The sequence below is a fragment of the Phocaeicola plebeius genome (genome assembly GCF_003437535.1).
Lineage (GTDB): Bacteria > Bacteroidota > Bacteroidia > Bacteroidales > Bacteroidaceae > Phocaeicola > Phocaeicola plebeius_A.
The window spans coordinates 70,777-89,402 of record NZ_QSQT01000006.1 but is presented as its reverse complement, the minus strand read 5'-3'; the positions used below and the strand labels follow the sequence as shown (position 1 = coordinate 89,402).

16 protein-coding genes are annotated in these 18,626 nt (G+C 43.3%); 7 read left to right on the top strand and 9 right to left on the bottom strand.

All coding sequences use genetic code 11. The annotated features are described in order from the left end of the window. Nucleotides 1–75: 75 nt before the first annotated feature. Nucleotides 76–933, top strand: coding sequence for a patatin-like phospholipase family protein (locus tag DXD04_RS04455; protein ID WP_022053190.1), 858 nt, complete (start codon nt 76–78; stop codon nt 931–933). A 43-nt stretch (nt 934–976) separates the two neighbouring features. Here the strand turns inward: DXD04_RS04455 and rny are convergent, their stop codons facing one another. The 3 genes from rny to DXD04_RS04440 form a co-directional block, all read right to left on the bottom strand. Further along, nucleotides 977–2,512 carry a ribonuclease Y gene (rny, locus tag DXD04_RS04450; RefSeq protein ID WP_007562727.1) on the bottom strand — a complete coding sequence of 512 codons (1,536 nt, stop codon included), beginning with the start codon at nt 2,510–2,512 and terminating at the stop codon, nt 977–979. A gap of 103 nt (nt 2,513–2,615) precedes the next feature. Next, on the bottom strand, nt 2,616–2,921 hold the full coding sequence (locus DXD04_RS04445) for a cell division protein ZapA (RefSeq protein WP_117671237.1): 306 nt from the start codon (nt 2,919–2,921) through the stop codon (nt 2,616–2,618). Nucleotides 2,922–2,945: 24 nt separating this feature from the next. Further along, a complete protein-coding gene (locus DXD04_RS04440; RefSeq protein ID WP_007562723.1) occupies nt 2,946–3,239 on the bottom strand; it encodes a hypothetical protein in 294 nt (97 codons plus the stop codon). 209 nt (nt 3,240–3,448) lie between these two features. Here DXD04_RS04440 and queD point away from each other — a divergent pair, with 209 nt between their 5' ends. Together queD and DXD04_RS04430 are read left to right on the top strand one after the other, a co-directional pair. Next, on the top strand, nt 3,449–3,781 hold the full coding sequence (queD, locus tag DXD04_RS04435; protein WP_117671235.1) for a 6-carboxytetrahydropterin synthase QueD: 333 nt from the start codon (nt 3,449–3,451) through the stop codon (nt 3,779–3,781). Then, on the top strand, nt 3,768–4,313 hold the full coding sequence (locus tag DXD04_RS04430) for a 7-carboxy-7-deazaguanine synthase QueE (RefSeq protein ID WP_117671233.1): 546 nt from the start codon (nt 3,768–3,770) through the stop codon (nt 4,311–4,313). Before queD ends, DXD04_RS04430 begins: the two co-directional genes overlap by 14 nt. A gap of 318 nt (nt 4,314–4,631) precedes the next feature. Here DXD04_RS04430 and DXD04_RS04425 read toward each other — a convergent pair whose 3' ends face one another. The 6 genes from DXD04_RS04425 to DXD04_RS04400 all read right to left on the bottom strand — a co-directional run bounded on the left by DXD04_RS04425 (nt 4,632) and on the right by DXD04_RS04400 (nt 11,154). Continuing rightward, nucleotides 4,632–5,363: a LytR/AlgR family response regulator transcription factor gene (locus DXD04_RS04425; protein WP_117671231.1), complete on the bottom strand. Its 732-nt coding sequence runs from the start codon at nt 5,361–5,363 to the stop codon at nt 4,632–4,634. Continuing rightward, nucleotides 5,360–6,436, bottom strand: coding sequence for a sensor histidine kinase (locus DXD04_RS04420; protein WP_117671229.1), 1,077 nt, complete (start codon nt 6,434–6,436; stop codon nt 5,360–5,362). The genes DXD04_RS04425 and DXD04_RS04420 overlap by 4 nt, the downstream gene beginning before the upstream one ends. 141 nt (nt 6,437–6,577) lie before the next feature. After that, nucleotides 6,578–7,798: an ABC transporter permease gene (locus DXD04_RS04415; protein ID WP_007562711.1), complete on the bottom strand. Its 1,221-nt coding sequence runs from the start codon at nt 7,796–7,798 to the stop codon at nt 6,578–6,580. 23 nt (nt 7,799–7,821) lie between these two features. Next, nucleotides 7,822–8,568: an ABC transporter ATP-binding protein gene (locus tag DXD04_RS04410; RefSeq protein WP_007562709.1), complete on the bottom strand. Its 747-nt coding sequence runs from the start codon at nt 8,566–8,568 to the stop codon at nt 7,822–7,824. 12 nt (nt 8,569–8,580) lie between these two features. Further along, complete coding sequence (locus DXD04_RS04405; RefSeq protein ID WP_117671227.1) at nt 8,581–9,798, bottom strand: efflux RND transporter periplasmic adaptor subunit; 1,218 nt, start codon at nt 9,796–9,798, stop codon at nt 8,581–8,583. A 12-nt stretch (nt 9,799–9,810) separates the two neighbouring features. Next, nucleotides 9,811–11,154 (bottom strand): TolC family protein, encoded by a 1,344-nt coding sequence (locus DXD04_RS04400; protein WP_117671225.1) that lies wholly within the window; start codon nt 11,152–11,154, stop codon nt 9,811–9,813. A 142-nt stretch (nt 11,155–11,296) separates the two neighbouring features. Between DXD04_RS04400 and DXD04_RS04395 the strand changes: the two genes are divergently transcribed. The 4 genes from DXD04_RS04395 (at nt 11,297) to DXD04_RS04380 (ending at nt 18,405) form a co-directional block, all read left to right on the top strand. Further along, nucleotides 11,297–11,515, top strand: coding sequence for a DUF4492 domain-containing protein (locus DXD04_RS04395; RefSeq protein WP_117671223.1), 219 nt, complete (start codon nt 11,297–11,299; stop codon nt 11,513–11,515). 41 nt (nt 11,516–11,556) lie between these two features. Continuing rightward, complete coding sequence (locus tag DXD04_RS04390; RefSeq protein ID WP_117671221.1) at nt 11,557–13,053, top strand: cytochrome ubiquinol oxidase subunit I; 1,497 nt, start codon at nt 11,557–11,559, stop codon at nt 13,051–13,053. A 33-nt stretch (nt 13,054–13,086) separates the two neighbouring features. Next, a complete protein-coding gene (gene cydB, locus DXD04_RS04385) occupies nt 13,087–14,238 on the top strand; it encodes a cytochrome d ubiquinol oxidase subunit II (RefSeq protein ID WP_117671219.1) in 1,152 nt (383 codons plus the stop codon). Nucleotides 14,239–14,394: 156 nt separating this feature from the next. Beyond that, nucleotides 14,395–18,405, top strand: coding sequence for a hybrid sensor histidine kinase/response regulator transcription factor (locus DXD04_RS04380; protein WP_259299514.1), 4,011 nt, complete (start codon nt 14,395–14,397; stop codon nt 18,403–18,405). Nucleotides 18,406–18,626 lie beyond the last annotated feature (221 nt).

Below are 18,626 nucleotides of genomic sequence, written 5' to 3'. Positions count from 1 at the left end.
TAGAAAAAATGGCTGCGGTGTAATGGAAAAACATATATTTGCAATTACCAAGATTACTTTAAAAACTGAGGTCGTATGAATCTGGATTTGCAAAAAACAGGGTTGGTTCTCGAAGGAGGAGGTATGCGAGGGGTGTTTACTTGTGGAGTCTTGGATTTCATGATGGATCACCACATGCAGTTCCCTTATGTGATAGGTGTGTCAGCAGGAGCTTGTAACGGATTGTCGTATATGTCTCATCAGCGAGGGCGGGCAAAGTTTAGCAACATCGATATGCTGGCAGAATATCATTATATCGGTTTGAAATACCTCTGGTATCAGCATAGTATTCTGGATCAGCATTTGCTTTATGACTTGTTTCCCACCAAGATTCTTCCCTACGATTTTCAAGCCTATTTTAATAATCCTGCCCGTTTTGAAATGGTAACGACCAATTGCGTGACGGGAAGGGCTTGTTATCTGGAAGAGAAAGAAAACCGGGATGGCTGGAGATTGGTGGATATTGCCAAAGCTTCAAGCAGTCTTCCGTATGTCTGTCCGATTACGTATGTAGATGGGCGTCCTATGCTCGATGGAGGTATTGTTGATTCTATACCTGTCTTGCGGGCCATGAGTCAGGGCTATGAAAAGAATGTAGTAGTTCTCACTCGTAACAGAGGCTATCGTAAGACTGAAAAAGATATTCGGGTTCCCCGGTTCATTTATCGCCGTTATCCTCGGCTGAGGTTAGTGCTTAGCCGACGCTGTGCGGTGTATAATGAGCAATTGGAGATGGTCGAAAAATTAGAAGATGAAGGACGTATCATAGCGATTCGGCCGGAAAAGAAAGTGGTGGTGAATCGTATCGAGAAGGATATTAAGAAACTGACCGAATTATATGAGGAAGGATATGCCTGTGCGGAGAAAGTGTTGACACCTTATTTGAAAGTATAGGACATAAAAAAATCCGGAATGAACTTCCGGATTTTTTTATTATTTATTTTGCGAAGCTGACTGCGCGGGTTTCACGGATAACCGTAATCTTAACTTGTCCCGGATAAGTCATTTCGTCCTGAATCTTCTTGGCGATTTCAGTTGATAAGCTTTCTGTCTGTTTGTCGTCAATCTTGTCGGCACCGACAATGACACGCAACTCACGACCAGCCTGGATAGCGTAAGTCTTGGTTACACCCGGATAAGACATAGCCAATTGTTCGAGGTCATTCAGACGTTTGATGTAAGCCTCTACAATTTCCCGGCGTGCTCCCGGACGTGCACCAGAGATAGCGTCACATACTTGTACGATAGGAGCCAGAAGGCTGGTCATTTCTACTTCGTCGTGGTGTGCACCAATGGCATTGCAGATATCTGCTTTTTCTTTGTACTTTTCAGCCAATTTCATGCCCAACAGTGCGTGTGGCAATTCCGGTTCTTCATCGGGCACCTTACCAATATCATGTAGCAGTCCGGCACGTTTTGCTTTTTTCGGGTTCAGACCTAATTCAGAAGCCATTACTGCGCACAAGTTAGCTGTCTCACGTGCATGCTGCAAAAGATTTTGTCCGTATGAAGAGCGGTATTTCATTTTACCGATAATACGAATCAGTTCAGGATGCAATCCGTGGATACCCAGGTCGATTGTAGTACGTTTACCTGTTTCAATGATTTCGTCTTCCACTTGCTTGCGTACTTTTGCAACCACTTCTTCAATACGTGCCGGGTGAATACGACCGTCAGTTACCAGCTGATGCAAAGCCAGACGTGCAATTTCGCGGCGTACCGGGTCAAAGGCTGAAAGTACGATTGCTTCCGGTGTGTCATCCACTACAATCTCTACACCTGTAGCGGCTTCCAGTGCGCGGATATTACGTCCTTCACGTCCGATGATGCGTCCTTTGATTTCATCCGATTCAATGTGGAATACAGTGACAGAGTTTTCAATGGCAGTTTCAGTAGCCACTCTCTGAATAGACTGAATTACGATACGTTTCGCTTCACGGTTTGCGGTAAGCTTGGCATCGTCCATGATGTCATTGATGTAAGACTGCGCTTGTGTCTTCGCTTCTTCCTTCAGTGATTCCACCAAGCGTTCTTTTGCTTCTTCAGCTGACAGGCCTGAGATTGTTTCCAGTTTTTCTCTTTCCTGTGCCTGAAGGTTATCTAATTCCTCTTTCTTCTTTTCAATAATTACCAGCTGAGCATCCAGATTTTCTTTGATCGCTTCTGTTTCATTGCGTTTACGCTGAAGTTCTTCGTTCTTCTGGTTGAGCACCATTTCGCGTTGCTTTAACTTATTCTCAGCTTGCTGGATTTTCTGATTACGCTGGGCAACCTCTTTTTCCAAATCCGCTTTTTTATTCAAGAATTTTTCCTTTACTTCCAGAAGCTTGTTCTTCTTGATTACTTCAGCTTCAGTTTCGGCTTCTTTGATAATTGTGTCATATTTTGTCTTTAAGCCGTACTTAAAGAATCCATACGACAATGCCCCTCCCACCAGGAAGGCCACAATTGTTAGTATTACTGTCGTCAACATTATAATTAATTTAAGTATATAAATAAAAAAACGCATAAACTCATCCGTTGGGAAAATCCCTTCGAATAAAGCTTATGCGTGAATTTCCTGTTATAATATCTTTCTATAAACCTTCGCCCCGGTCAGGTTGGATACATCTTTCAATATCCTCTTCCAGTTCTTTAAGTTTTTCCATATAAGGTCGGGTGTCATTTCTTCCTTTCATGGATATATTTTCATACGCCAAATCAAGTGCCACCATCTTCCAGTGTTGTATACTGTTGAATTCAGGAAAAGCACTGCGATATTTATTCAGTTTATAGTTAATCTGTTTGGCAGCTTCCCGGTAAGCTTCCTCTTCCGCAGGGAGTATGGACACAGGATACCGTTCGTTGTCAATTAGTAGATTAAATCTCTTTTTTTCGTCCATAAAAGTATATACTTTACCGCATTGTTATTCATTCAGCAAAGCGATGCATTTATCGACTTCACGCACAAGTTTCGCCAGTCTTTGTTTCGTATCGCGGAGGTCATTGTCGTTGATACTGAGTATGCGGGCGTTTTTCAAGTTGATATACTTGGCTTCCAATTCTTTATTATTACATTCCAATTGGGCTATTTCTGCACTCTTTCTGTCAATTTCATTTCTCAATGAGAGGTTTTCTTTTTTCAACTCTTCATAAAGAAACAGCAATTGTCTGAGTTTGCCTTCGAAAGTATGTAACAGTTTTTTGTCCTCTTCCGTCATTCGTATATCAAAAATGTGTATACAAATATACTGTATTGGTTGGAAAATCAAAAATATTTGTTGTGGATTTTATTAAAATTTGTGAGATTTCGTGGGTGTCAAATCTTTGCGAATGGATTTTTTCTATCAGATAATTCTTTTTACCTTTGTCGTTGCATTGAGGTGACATTAAATGCAGTGTTTTTTAATCTTTTAAAAATCAAAAAGTTATGTATACAGTAATTAAACGCATGGAAATTTCGGCTTCACATCGCCTGAAACTTTCTTATGAGAGCAAGTGTGAAAACCTGCATGGTCACAATTGGATTATCACCGTATATTGTCAGGCAGAGCAATTGAATGAAGATGGTATGGTAGTTGATTTTACGCATATAAAGGAAGTGGTAAAAGGGCAGCTTGACCATAAGAATCTGAACGATGTGCTTCCTTGTAATCCTACGGCCGAAAATATTGCCCGGTGGATTTGTGAGCAAGTACCCCATTGTGTAAAGGTGGAAGTGTGTGAGTCTGAAGGTAATCGGGTGATTTATGAAAAAGATTAATGAGATATTTTATAGCCTTCAGGGGGAAGGCTTCCATGTGGGTACACCTGCCGTCTTTGTCCGTTTTTCGGGATGTAATTTAAAATGTGAGTTTTGTGACACGCGCCATAAAGAAGGAGTCATGATGTCGGATGAAGAGATACTGGAACAAGTCTGTCAATATCCCTGCAAGACGGTAATTTTGACAGGTGGTGAGCCGGGACTTTGGGTGGATGAAGATTTAGTTGCTGCCTTGCATAAGGCTGGAAAATACGTTTGCATTGAAACGAATGGCACATGTGTACTTCCGGAGTCGATTGACTGGGTTACCTGTTCTCCCAAATTAGGTGCTTCGTTACGTGTCCGTCGTATGGATGAGGTGAAGGTGGTTTTTTTAGGGCAGGATGTATCCCCTTATCTTCAATTAAAGGCTTCTTCTTATTTTTTGCAGCCCTGTTCTTGTCGGAATACGGCAGAGGTCATAGAATATATCAAGTCTCATCCTCAGTGGCGACTGAGTCTGCAGATCCATAAACTGATTGATATTCCCTGAATTCTGTCATACAATTTGTAAGAATAAGCATTTTGCGGAAGTTGTTGTTTTTTAACATCCTTCTCCTCCGTTTTTGTTAATAAACATATTTTTTTGTTTGAAACAGATGAAAAAAAGATACTCCTGCTGAACACTTTCAGCAGGAGTATCACAACACAAAAACTAAACTAGACTTAACTAAACTATTCTAAAAGAAGTTTCACAACTTCCGTTTTATTATGTACGTCACAAATATAGGGTTTAGATTGATTGTCTCCAAAGAAAAACAGTAAAAAAAACGATTGTTTCAAAAAAAAAGGTTGAAAATACAACAAAAACTCAAATAGTATGTTTGTTAACATAATTTTGGAGCTCTTGTTTGTAGCTGTCCGATATAGGGATGTAGTCCTTTCCAAAAACAATCCTTCCTTTTTCTATGATTTTTATTTTTTGTTTTTGCACAATGAAAGACCGGTGAATCCGGATAAACCGGTTAGCCGGTAGTTTGTCTTCCATCATTTTCATACTGACCAGTGAAAGTATGGGGCGTGGATTATCTTCCAGATGTATCTTGATGTAGTCTTTCAATCCTTCAATGTAAAGAATCTTATCCAGTTCGATTTGAATCAGCTTATAGTCACTTTTCACATAGATATACTTCAAGTCATCTGACGATTGTATGTCAGCTGGTGATGTTTCGGCCTTTTGAAGCAGTTCAAACCATTGCACCGCTTTGTTGACAGCTTTCATAAAATCTGTATAGCTGATAGGTTTGAGCAGGTAGTCAAGGGCATTTACCTTATATCCGTCTAATGCATATTGTCCGAAAGCTGTGGTAAATATGATACGCGTATTTCCTGGGACGATTTTGGAAAATTCCAGTCCGTTCAATTCCGGCATTTGAATATCCAGGAAAATAAGATCCACGGGATGCTCGGTCAGCAGCTCCATAGCCTGAATGGCACTGGAGTATGCACCACACAGCTCGAGTGATGGCGTTTTCTTTACATAACTTTCCAGCAGGCCGAGTGCCAGAGGTTCATCATCGACAATAGCGCATTTTACTATCATGGCAGTATCTTTTTATTGTTGTCAGGAATTTTAATGGTCAGTATGGAACTGTATTCTTTCTGGTTCGAACTGATTTGCTGGTGCCATTCATAGCGTCCGGCATACAGCAGTTCCAGTCTTTTGCGTACTTGTTCCAGTCCGATGCCCGAACCACTTTTATCCATTGCGTTCTTCGGATAATTGCTATTTCGTATTACGCAATGGATTTCATCATCCTTTTCTGTTAGCGTAATGTCTATAAAGCTGGGTTCGGTAGGAGAGATTCCATGCTTGAAGGCATTTTCAATAAGTGAAATAAACAGCAGCGGAGCTACCGGGCTTTGGCTGTCTGGTCGGATTTGAAAATTTGTATTGATTTTGACTGCAGATGAAACCCGGATTCGCATGAGTTCGATATAGTTTTGAATAAATTCCACCTCTTTAGTCAAGGGAACAAATGTTTCCTGATTATCATACAGAACATAACGCAGCAGTTTACTGAGCTCTTGGATGGCTTGCTGTGCTTTTTCCGTATCAAAGGCCGTCAGGGCATAAATATTGTTCAGGGTGTTGAGCAAAAAATGCGGATTCAGCTGGTTGCGCAAGTTTTTCAGTTCTGCTTCTGTCCGGCTTTTCACTGCTTCACGGCGTTCCAGTTCCGTGGCACTCCAACGCAGACTCATACGGATGGCTACACTTAATCCTACGGTAAAGATCATGCTCGTGATGTCTCTTATATAAAATATGTATTGAGGAGGCAAATGAGGGCGTCGTGGAGCCGGGGGAGGAAAGGCTATGATATTATGCCAGTAGCGGAGTCCAATGGATACCACTAAAATAAGGAGGATATTCAAGAGGATAAACTGTCCCGTATGCTCCTTAAAAAGAACCTTAGGAATAAATAACAGGTAATTGATATAAAAGATAACGAAGAAAGAAAGAGACACGCCAGAATGGTTGATAAACTCTCTCCAGTCGATACTGCCGCTGTCATCTTGGGTAAAGAACAGTGGAAATCCGAAAAATAATCCCCAGCATATAATGTGGATTGTTAATTCAAGTAAGCGGTGCTTGTTGTGAGTTATATGAACCATACGGAATTGATTTAAAACAAAGATACGATTTTTTTTAATAAAAGTCCGGCTACCTCAAGCGGTTTATGTTGGGAAACATTCACTGCTGAATGGCAGCCGGACAGGAAACCAAAGTTATGAAGAACAAAGTAGTTCCGTTATTTATTCATAGCGCAGTGCCTCAATCGGGTCAAGGTCGGCCGCTTTTTTAGCCGGATACCACCCGAAGAATACACCGGTAAATGTACAGACGGCAAACGAGAGCAATACGCTCCAGGGCTGGATGAAGACAGGCCAGTGAGCCACACTCTTGATGATGAAGCTGGCACCGCAACCCAAGATTACTCCAATCAAACCTCCGGTGATACTGATCAGGATAGATTCTATCAGGAACTGCGACAGAATATCAATTCCTCTTGCCCCTACAGACATACGAAGTCCGATCTCACGTGTACGTTCCGTTACACTCACATACATGATGTTCATGATACCAATACCACCCACTACCAATGAGATTCCGGCAATGCAGGCCAGCAGGGTCGTCATCAAGTCGGTTGTGGTATTCAGCATGGAGCTAAGTTCCTGCTGTGTACGTATGGTGAAATCATCGTCGTCTGCTTCTTTCAGTTTGTGTTCACGTCGTAAAATATTTGTGATTTCATCTACGGCTTCTTCCGTCATGTCTTCCGTCAAGGCAGAGGCAAAAATACCGCTCAGGTAAGTTTGTGCCAGCAAACGTTTCATTACGGTGGTGTAAGGAGACAATACCACATCGTCCTGGTCCATGCCCATAGAGTTGTATCCTTTGGATTTCAGCACGCCCACTACCCGCAAAGGCACCTGGTTACAGCGGATAATCTTTCCAATCGGGTCCTGACCGTCGGGAAACAGGTTGTCTACAATTGTTTTACCGATAACACAGACTTTGGCAGCTGTACGTATATCCTCTTCAGTAAACATTTCACCTTGCTCTACGGTAAGCTGGCGAATTGTAAGGTAGCCAATGCTGACTCCGCTGACAGAAGAAGGGTAGTTGTTGGAACCCGAAATCAACTGTCCGGAGGCAGATACATTCGGACTGATGGCCGACAAGTACATACACTCGTCGCGCAGTGTTTCATAATTCTCCAGTTTCAGTGTCTGCATGCTCGAAGGGTCCTGCCGGACTCCACCTCTCATTTCAGCTCCCGGATGAATCATAATCATGTTGGAGCCCATTTCAGAAATCTGCTTCTGGATGCTTCGTTTAGAGCCTTGTCCGATGGCCAGCATGGCAATGACAGAAGCCACACCGATGATGATTCCCAACATGGTCAGGAACGCACGGAGCTTGTTGTTGGCCAAAGCTCTGAAAGCTATTTTAAAAAGGTTTGTTCCGTTCATAAGTCATTTCTTAATTAGTCACGTCAATCGTCGTCATTTTTCGGCAGGGCAGCTAATGCTTCTGCTGCTGACAGAATATGAGGGTTGGTCACGTCTTCAATGACATGTCCGTCACGCAGGCGGATATTCCGGCTGCTGTATTGTGACAGTTCCGGGTTGTGTGTCACGAAGATAATGGTACGTCCTTCCTGGTGCAGTTTCTGGAAAAGAACCAGAATCTCAAATGAAGTACGTGTATCCAGGTTACCGGTAGCCTCGTCTGCCAGGATTACCGCCGGATTGTTGACCAGTGCGCGGGCGATGGCCACACGCTGCATCTGTCCTCCTGACATCTGGTTGGATTTATGTTCCAAGCGGTCAGCCAGCCCTACAGCTGTTAAGGCCTCAATGGCACGCCGACGACGTTCGGCTGCACTGACTGAGCTGTTGTACATCAGAGGAAGTTCCACATTTTCTACGGCTGTAGTTTTCGGCAGCAGGTTGTAGTTCTGGAATACAAATCCGATTTTCCGGTTACGCAATACTGCCCTTTGCGGCTTGCTCATGGTGCGTACGGATACTCCGTCGAGCAGATACTCTCCGCTGGTGGGTGTATCCAGGCATCCCAAGGTGTTCAGTAAAGTAGATTTTCCTGAACCGGATGTTCCCATGATGGTGACGAATTCTCCTTCCTGTATGCTGAATGAAACTCCGCGCAAGGCATGGACTGTTTCGTCTCCCACCTGGAAATTCCGTTTGATATTTTGCAATTCTATGACAGTCTTTTTCATAAGAGTATCTCCTTATTTCTGTTTTTTCTTGTCACCTCCCGGAGGGCCTGGCATGAACGGGCTTCTTTCACTGCCAGCCATTTCATCAGCATTGTTTTCGAAGCCTTTCAGTACGGTTTCTGTTACGATAGGAGTACCTTCGTTCAGTCCTTCCAGAATTTCAGTATGACTTCCGTCGCTCAGACCGATTTTTACAGGATGTGCCGTGAATCCGTTGGCGTCCATAGTCCATACCTTGTGTGTACCTTCGCAGTCTGTAATAGTCTTGTTGCCCACCAACTGTTTTTCCGGTGTAAAACGCAGTGCCTTGTTGGGTACCGTTATCACGTTGTCACGGGTGTCGGTGTAGATGGTCACGTTGGCAGTCAGCCGGGGTTTCAGTTTCAAATCCGGGTTGTCGGCAGTAATTACCACTTCGTAAGTGACAACTGTTTCGCTGCTTGTGCTGGTACTGCTTGAACTGCTGCTGTTTACACTACCCAAGCGAATCTGGTATACCTTTCCTTCGAATACGTCATCAGGATAGGCATCTACGGTAAAGGTTACTCGGGCACTGTCTTTTATTCCGGCAATGTCAGCTTCATCCACATCGGCTACTACCTGCATCTTTGTCAAGTCGGCCGCAATGGTGAACAGTGTCGGAGTTTCAAAACCGGAAGCCACGGTCTGTCCTTCTTCCACGTCCTTGCTCGTTACGATACCATTAATCGGAGAAGTGATAGTGGCGTATGAAAGATTCCGTTCCGCTTTGGCTAAGGCTGCTTGCGTCTGTTCGTATGTACTTTTAGCACGTTCATAGTCGTACACACTTTGTTCGTAGTCTGTTTCGCTGATCAGCTGTTTCTCGTGTAGTGCTTTGTTTCTCGTGTATAGTTTCTTCTGATAGTCGTATTCGGCCTTTGCGCCGTTGTATGTAGCTTGCGCTGATTGTAAATCGCTGAGCAGCGTTACCTTATCCATCTCGGCTATCACTTCACCCTGCTTTACTACGGAGTTATAGTCAATATATATCTTGTCAATGATACCTGAAACCTGAGTACCGACCTCTACTTCAGTGACCGGTTCAATGGTTCCTGTAGCTGTAATGGAATTGCTGATATTTCCTCGTGTAACTTTTTCAGTCACGAAGTCTACCTTGCCCTGTGCATTCTTCTTTCCGAAAATCCAGAATCCTGCTACAGCCAGCACGAGTACGACACCGGCTGCCAAAATTATTTTTTTCTTGTTCATATTGTTTGGTGATTATAATTCAATGTCTTTTCCTGCATAAAAATCGAGTAATGTACGATTCAAAATAGCCATATACTTAGCCTGAACCCGTTGTTGCTGTGCACTGAGCAAGTTATTTTTCTCGGTCAGCAGTTCAACCGTATTTTTCATACCCAGTCTGAACTGTTCATTGACCATATCAAAACTGGTCTGGCTGCTTTTCAGTTTCACTTCAGCTGCTGCATATTGTTGCTGTGCATTGAGCGCATCCAGCCAGAGTGTTTCAATCTCGGTGTAAAGCCCTTTTTGCTTGTCCTGCAAGTTCAGCAGTGAAGAGTTGTATTGGAACTGAGCTTTTTCTACCGCACTTTTGGTCTGTCGGTTATTAAAGATAGGTACACTTACTGTCAGACCAATCATGTTGTTCCATCCGTATTTCATCTGTTGTGCCCAGTTGTTCTGGCTTGCATTGTTGGTCATGCTGGAAGTAGATGCCGATAGGCTGATACTTGGATAATACCCGCTTTTAGCCGCAGAAATAGCCAACTTGGAATTGTCAATACTCAGTTTGCTGCTTTGTATTTCCGGACGGTTGGCCAGTGCCGTTTGGTAAACCTCGTCTTGATTGGGGAGCAGCTGCATCACTTTTTCATCGTCAAGTACCGGAAGTTCCAGCTCCATTTCCATGTTTCCGTCCAGTTCCAGCATTTGCTTCAGTTGAAGTTTATAGTTTCTCAGTGAGCTTTCGGAGGTTACCAGCTGGTACTGGTCATTACCGACTTGTGCTTCCAGTTGGGCCAAATCTGCTTTCGAAATACTACCCTGATTAAAAAGTTCTTTCGCGCGTTCATAGGTAGCTTTACTTACTTCCAGCGTACCTTTATTAATGTTTACCGATTCATCTGCATACAGAATCTGCAGGAAAAGTTTGGTAATCTCTTCCTTGAGCGTATTTTCCGTTTCGGCTACGGTCAGTTCCGCTATTTCCTGATTCTTCTTTTGCTGTTTGATGTTGTTCAGGCGCTGTCCGCCGTTCCATAATGTCCATTGTGCAGACAAACTGTAGCTGCCGTTATAGGTAGTTTTATTGTTACTGCTGATGATTTCAGTTCCACTGACAGTGGCGCTGTTTTCCTGATAAGGACGGTTCACAATGTTGTGTCCGGTGTTGAACGAGAGGCTTGGAAAGAGTGCAGCCTTTGCTGTCTTTACATCCACTTCGCTTTCCTGTAAGGAAATCTTGTTCTGCTGTAACTGGATATTTTTCTCCAGCGCATAGTTTATGCAATCTTCAAGCGACCAGGTTTGTTTTTCCTGTGCATTTGCCGACAGGAAAGTCGCGAGCGCGGCGAAGAAAATGAGTTCTCTTTTTTTCATATTTCGTTTAATTTTTACATTGCAAATGTATTTCATAATAAAAAAAGAGGCAAAATAGATAGATTTACCCACAGAATATCTCGATAAACCCTTGTTTTTTCCCGATAAAGTACTTACTTTGTAATCATTATAAAAATAGATTATGATTAAAAAGAATCTCATTCGTGTTTTTTATTTTTATCGTGATGGTTTTCGGGAGATGACCTGGGGGCGTGTCCTTTGGGCGATTATCCTGATAAAGCTTTTTGTCATGTTTTTTGTGCTGAAACTGTTTTTCTTCCCTTCCTTCCTGAAAGGAAAGACGGAGGCCGAGAAGCAGGACTATGTGGGACTGGAGTTGACAAACCGGATGGCAGAATAATTATACCTTATTTATATTAGTAACTGATAAAGTAATTTCTTATGCTTGAAACAATCGACACTTCAATGATTGACTGGTCGAGGGCACAGTTTGCCTTGACCGCCATTTACCATTGGCTGTTTGTACCGCTGACTTTAGGGTTGGCTGTGATTATGGCTACAATGGAGACATTGTATGTACGTACAGGAAATGAATTCTGGAAGCGTACGGCAAAGTTTTGGATGAAACTGTTTGGAATAAACTTTGCCATTGGAGTGGCAACCGGTTTGATTCTGGAGTTTCAGTTTGGCACGAACTGGAGTAACTATTCCTGGTTCGTGGGTGACATATTCGGTGCTCCGCTGGCCATAGAAGGCATTTTAGCTTTCTTCATGGAAGCCACTTTCGTGGCTGTCATGTTCTTTGGATGGCACAAGGTGAGCAAAGGTTTTCATCTGGCTTCTACCTGGCTTACCGGTTTGGGAGCCACGATTTCTGCCTGGTGGATTCTGGTGGCTAATTCCTGGATGCAGTACCCGGTGGGGATGGAGTTTAATCCGGAAACCATGCGCAACGAAATGGTTGATTTCATGGCAGTGGCCTTCTCGCCAGTGGCAGTGGTGAAATTTTTCCATACTGTATTAAGTAGCTGGATGCTCGGAGCCGCTTTCGTCATCGGAGTCAGTGCCTGGTATCTGATTCGTAAACGTGAAAAAGAATTTGCACTTGCCAGCATGAAGGTGGCAGCAGCAGTCGGATTGTTTGCTGCCCTGGTAACAGCCGGTACAGGCGATAAGTCCGCGTATCAGGTGGCTCAGGTACAACCTATGAAATTGGCCGCTATGGAAGCGCTTTATGAAGGAGGCACGCATGAACCTCTGACGGTGGTAGGTTCCATCAAGATACCTGAAATGCTTTCTTTCCTTGCTACGCATAGCACGGCAGGATATGTGCCGGGCATCAACAACCTGCTGGAAGGAGGCTATACATTACCCGATGGTTCAACGGCTCTTTCGGCAGATGAAAAGATGGTGAACGGCAAGAAAGCCATTACTGCACTGGCCGATTTCCGTCGGGCAAAAGAAGAAGGCGATGAGGCTTCCATGCAGATTGCACGCAGTGCCCTGAAGGAATACATGCCTTATTTCGGCTACGGATACATTCAGGATAAAGAAGACCTTGTACCTCATGTAGGTCTGCTCTTCTGGTCTTTCCGTGTGATGGTAGGGTTAGGTATGTATTTCATACTGTTCTTCCTGGTTATTTTATTCCTCGTGTGGAAAAAGCGGCTGGCTGAACTTAACTGGTTGCACTGGATTTCCTTGTGGAGCATTCCGTTGGCTTACATTGCCAGTCAGGCAGGATGGATTGTGGCCGAGATGGGACGTCAGCCCTGGACAATTCAGGATTTGCTGCCCGTCAATGCGGCGGTGTCAAAACTGGAAACGGGCTCCGTGCAAACCACTTTCTTCATTTTCCTTATCATGTTTACCGTGCTGCTTATTGCCGAAATCGGTATCATGGTAAAAGCCATCCGTAAAGGTCCGGAAGAAAAATAAACTAACCGATACATCATTTTAAAACTGAAAAATATGGATTCAACTTATATATTCTTGCAGCATTACTGGTGGTTCCTGGTTTCCTTATTAGGAGCCTTGCTGGTCTTTTTGCTGTTCGTGCAGGGAGGAAACTCTTTGCTCTATTGTTTGGGACGTACAGAAGAAGAACGTACGTTATTGGTTAATTCCACCGGACGTAAATGGGAATTTACTTTTACCACCCTGGTCACTTTCGGAGGAGCCTTCTTTGCTTCTTTCCCTTTGTTTTATAGTACCAGCTTTGGAGGAGCTTACTGGTTGTGGATGATTATTCTCTTCAGTTTTGTGCTTCAGGCTGTGTCCTACGAATTTCAGTCAAAACTCGGTAACTGGCTGGGTAAGCGTACCTATCAGTTCTTCCTGGTGCTGAATGGTATTGTAGGTCCACTATTGTTGGGAGCGGCTGTCGCGACCTTCTTCAACGGCTCCAACTTTGTGGTGAGCAAAGGAAACCTTACCGATGAAATGATGCCGGTCATCAGCCATTGGGGTAACGGGTGGCATGGACTGGATGCGTTTGCTGACCCGTGGAACCTCATTTTAGGATTTGCGGTACTCTTCCTTGCCCGTTTGTTAGGAAACCTCTATTTCATTAACAACATCCGTCATGAAGCGTTGAATGCCCGTTTCCGTCGTCAGTTGATAGCCGATGCGGTACCCTTCCTTGTATTCTTCCTGGCATTTGTGATTCGCACTTTACTGAAAGACGGGTTTGCAGTAAATCCGGAAACGGGGCAGATTGTGATGGAACCTTTCAAGTATTTCCATAACTTTATAGCGATGCCTTATCTGCTGGTGCTGTTCCTGTTAGGCGTAGTCGGGGTGTTGTATGGCTTGGGAAAAAGCATTTTCTGCAAGACCTATCCCCGCGGTATCTGGTTTGCCGGTGTGGGTACAGTACTGACGGTACTGGCCTTGCTGTTGGTCGTAGGTTATAATCATACCGCTTATTATCCTTCTACAGCCGATTTACAGAGTTCGCTGACCATCGCCAACAGCTGCTCCAGCCAGTTTACCCTGAAAACCATGGCTTATGTATCTATTTTAGTTCCTTTTGTACTGGCCTACATTATTTATGCATGGCGTGCTATCGACCGTAAGCCACTGACCATGGAAGAAATCAAAGAAGACGAGCACAGCTATTGATTCATGCCGTCTGTAACAGCGTATAACACACCGTCGTCCGAAGCAGAAAATCGGGCGACGGTTATTTTTTTGCAGAAAAATGCAGAAATCTCACGTAAAAATCTTTTCTGGTTCGTATATAGCTTTATACATTTGTAATTATTGAAGCTTGAAGATATGAAAAGACTGATTTTAACCGTACTATATGTTTTCCTGTGTCTGGGGATGCAGGCAGCCGCTTCTTTCCCGTTCCGCCATATCGGTATTCGTGACGGACTTCCCGACAATTATGTGAAAAATGTATTCGGGCTTCCCGACGGGCGTTTGGGAGTACGTACGACTTCCTTATTGAGTTTTTACGACGGGAAGAATTTCACCAACTATCCGTTGTGGAAAGCCCCGGTATATGGTATTGACCAGGAATCAGTCATTCCTCTTCAGTATCTGGATGCCGACGGAAGAATTTGGCTGAAAGAAAAAGGAAACTTGAAAATCTTTGATTTGGATAAGGGCGAATTTATTCAGCCGGATACGCTTTTAGCCGGATGGGGCGTAAAAGAAAAGATTTCAAATGTGTTCATTGATTCCAATCTTCATGTCTGGCTGGTGACGGCTTCTCAGCGTGTGCTCCTTTATGATACAAAGAACCATCAGTTGCAGACCATAGGAGGAGACCGGCATTTCCTGAATGGAAATGGTACGCTGATGGCAGTGGAGTCATATGGTAGTGTGAGCTGGATACTGCATGAAAATGGCTTGCTGCGTGCCTATGACCGGAATCAGAAGAAATTTATCCGGCAGGAAACTTTTCTGCAGAATCGTTTGAAGGCCGACCTGCAGGTAGTAATCCGGATACTGGACAGCGGTGACTTCTGGATTGCGTGGAATGAAGGGGTTATTTTTTATATGAATGCCATCCATGCCTGGAAAGAAATAGAGCTTCCTTCTCCTTTTGGGGAAATTACTTCATGTGATGTAGAAAAGTCGGGTAATGCCTGGGTTGGGACATCTAGTCGTGGTATATTCCTAATAGATAAATATAATTTCTCGTTTTTTTCGGCTGCCCCCTTTCACGCTACCTTAGGAGGAAGAGGGTATACGAACGTACATAGTATTTATGTAGATAAAAAGAGCGGAACCGTATGGGCTGGTTTGTTTAACAGAGGATTAGCCTATTACCATTCCAGCATGAGTAACTTTACTTTATACAATAAAAAGAATATTGTAGGCGATTGGGGTAGTGATGATGTGTTATGTATGTTGGAAGCCGATGATTCTTCTATCTTTTTAGGTACATCTGCAGGACTTTATCGTTTGTCGGCCGACCGGACATCGGTAAGTTGTCCGTTTAAGGAGTTGAGCAGCGGATTGTTTCGAACTGCCTATAAGGACTTGAAAGGAAGAATGTGGTTTGGTACTTATATGGACGGACTTTATTGTATAGATAAAGGTAAAATTTCACATTATCTATTCCCTGTTCGTGAAGGGATGGACTTGAATAATATTCGTACGCTGACCGAAGACATAGAGGGTAATCTGTGGGTGAGTGTAAACGGTGGAGTTGGGAGGTTTGATATTCGGTCAGGCAAGTTGGATCTGCTGGTTGACAAATACCCCGAATTGTCTCGATTTAAGATAGCCAATACGATGTCTTTTGATGCTTCCGGGCGCTTGGTGGTAGGAGCAGACAATGGAATTTATTTTTATGACATAAAGAAAGATAGTCTTTACATTCCCGGACATGCAAAAGGTAAAGACCCGTTTCAGGTTTTAGCAGGCGAGAAATATAATTGTATGCTGAACGATAGCCGTGGATTATTATGGATGGGAACCCAGTATGGAATAAAGGTACTTTCTCCAGACCGGAAGATTGATGTGTTGGGGGAAGAACATGGGTTTGAAAATCTGACTATTCAGGCCATGCAGGAAGATTATAATAATGAGGTCTGGATTACCACAATCAATGCATTATATAAGGTAAGTGTAGCAAAAGAAGGTGGACAGAATGAATATATAGTAGTTTGTTTGGACCGGAATCACAGTCGTGAATGGGATGACTTGTATGAGTTTTGTTCCATGCGGACCCGAAAAGGAGAACTTTGTTTTGGAAGGATGGATGGATTTTATTTGTTTTCTCCTGAAAATGTGGTGTTTACTCCTTGTGTTATTTCTCCTTTGTTTACCGGATTCCGTTTGTTCAACGAATCGGTTTCGTGTGGAGAAGAATATCATGGAAGGGTTTTGTTTACTCAGTCAATTGACAAGGTACGGTCGGTAACACTGAATTATGATGAAAATTTCCTGACCTTTGACTTTTCCAGTTTGAATTTTGTAAACCCTTCGCAGACTTATTTCCGTTATCGTTTGGAGGGAGCTGACAAAAAGTGGAATGAGATAACGTCTAATAAAGGACAGGGAAGTGTAGTATATAATAATTTGTTACCCGGTGAATATACGTTTCGTGTAATGAGTGCCGGAAACGATCATGTGTGGAGTCCGGAATCCATTTTTCAAGTGACAATTCTTCCGCCATTTTGGGCTACGGGTTGGGCTTTTGTACTTTACTTTTTATGCCTGATAGGGGTAGTCATTCTAGGAGTGAGGTATGTGTATCGGAAAAATAATCAGAAACTGATTCGATTGAAAGAACAGCAGGCAGCCCAGCAAAAGGAGGAACTGAATCAGTTGAAGTTCCGCTTCTTTACCAACATCAGTCATGAACTCCGTACTCCTCTTACTTTGATTCTTACTCCCCTGGAAGTACTTCGGAAAAAGGTGACAGATGAGCAAGTACTGCGTCAGCTTGATATGGTTTATAAAAATGCTCAGGAACTATATACACTTGTCAATCAGTTGCTCGATTTCCGTAAGATGGAGATGAGAATGGAAAAGCTTCATCTTACAGCGGGTGATTTGGAAGAGTTTATTTCGACATTGTATGCTAATTTCCAGCCTTTTGCCAAAGAAAAGAAGTTGGATTTTCGTTTGGCACTTTCATCGGCTCATTGGTACATGAACTTTGATCATGAAAAGTTGCATCGGATTCTTAATAATTTGTTGTCGAATGCATTCAAATTTACTCCCGAAGGAGGGACTGTGATACTCTCTTTGTCGGAAGAGCATATAGAAGGGCGTCTTTTTGCGAATATCACAGTGGCTGATACAGGAATAGGTATGTCGGCAGAAGCATTGGAACATATTTTTGAACGTTTTTATCAGGTGCAACATGCAGATGACAGCAAAGTAGGAAGCGGAATCGGACTTCATCTGGTAAAAGAGTATGTACAATTGCATGAGGGAAGCATTCAGGTAGAAAGCCAATTTGGGAAAGGGGCTGTTTTTATAGTACGTATTCCGATGGATCTGAAAATATCGGAAGAAGCATCTCCAGCTCCGATACCTTTGGATAATCGGAAAAAATTGCTGATAGTGGAAGATAATCAGGATTTCCGTCATTTCCTCAAGGAGCAGCTTTCAGAAACGTATCAGGTAATTGATGCACCAGACGGAGAAGAAGGAGAGAAACTTGCAGTCGAACAGAATCCGGACTTGATTATCAGTGATATAATGATGCCGAAAGTGGACGGGCTGGAGCTGTGCCGCCGTATCAAGCACAACGTACAGACATCGCATATCCCGGTTATCCTGTTGACAGCCCGCAGTGGAGACGAGGCAAAAATCAGCGGTTATGCGGTTGGGGCAGATTCCTATATATCCAAACCTTTCAGCTTTGATGTGCTACTGGTGCGTATCAAGCAGCTTATCGAGCAGCAGGAGGGCCGGAAGAAAGAATTCCGCAAGACGCTGCGTGTCAATCCCAGTCGCATAACAATTACTTCAATTGATGAGCAGTTGCTTCAGAAGGCTCTGAAATTGATAGAAGAACATATTGATAATTCGGAATATAATGTAGAACAGCTCAGTGCCGATATGGGAATGAGCCGCATGAATCTTTATCGTAAGTTGCAGGCTATTACCGGACAGACTCCAACGGAATTTATCCGTACCATTCGTTTGAAGCGGGCTGCGCAGCTTCTTCAGGACGGAAAATTGAACGTGTCGGAAGTGGCCGACCGGGTAGGATTCAGCTCTTCCAGCTATTTTACCAAGTGTTTTAAGGAGCAGTTCGGCGTATTGCCTACGCAGTATTCCGAGACAGATGAGTCTGGTAAAACAGATGAAAAATAAAGGCTTCCAAAAACGTAAGTGCGTTTAGGTTCAAACGCAAGTTCGTTTTATTTGAAACGCAAGTACGTTTTGATCAAAACGCAAGGACGTTTGAGTTGAAACGCACTTGCGTTTTTTTTATGTGAGAGTTGTTACATTATTTCTATTTTACGTTACCTCTGTTATTAGCTTCATTTTTAGTCTTTCCTACATTTGTAGCATGTTAAATCGTTTGGTCATTA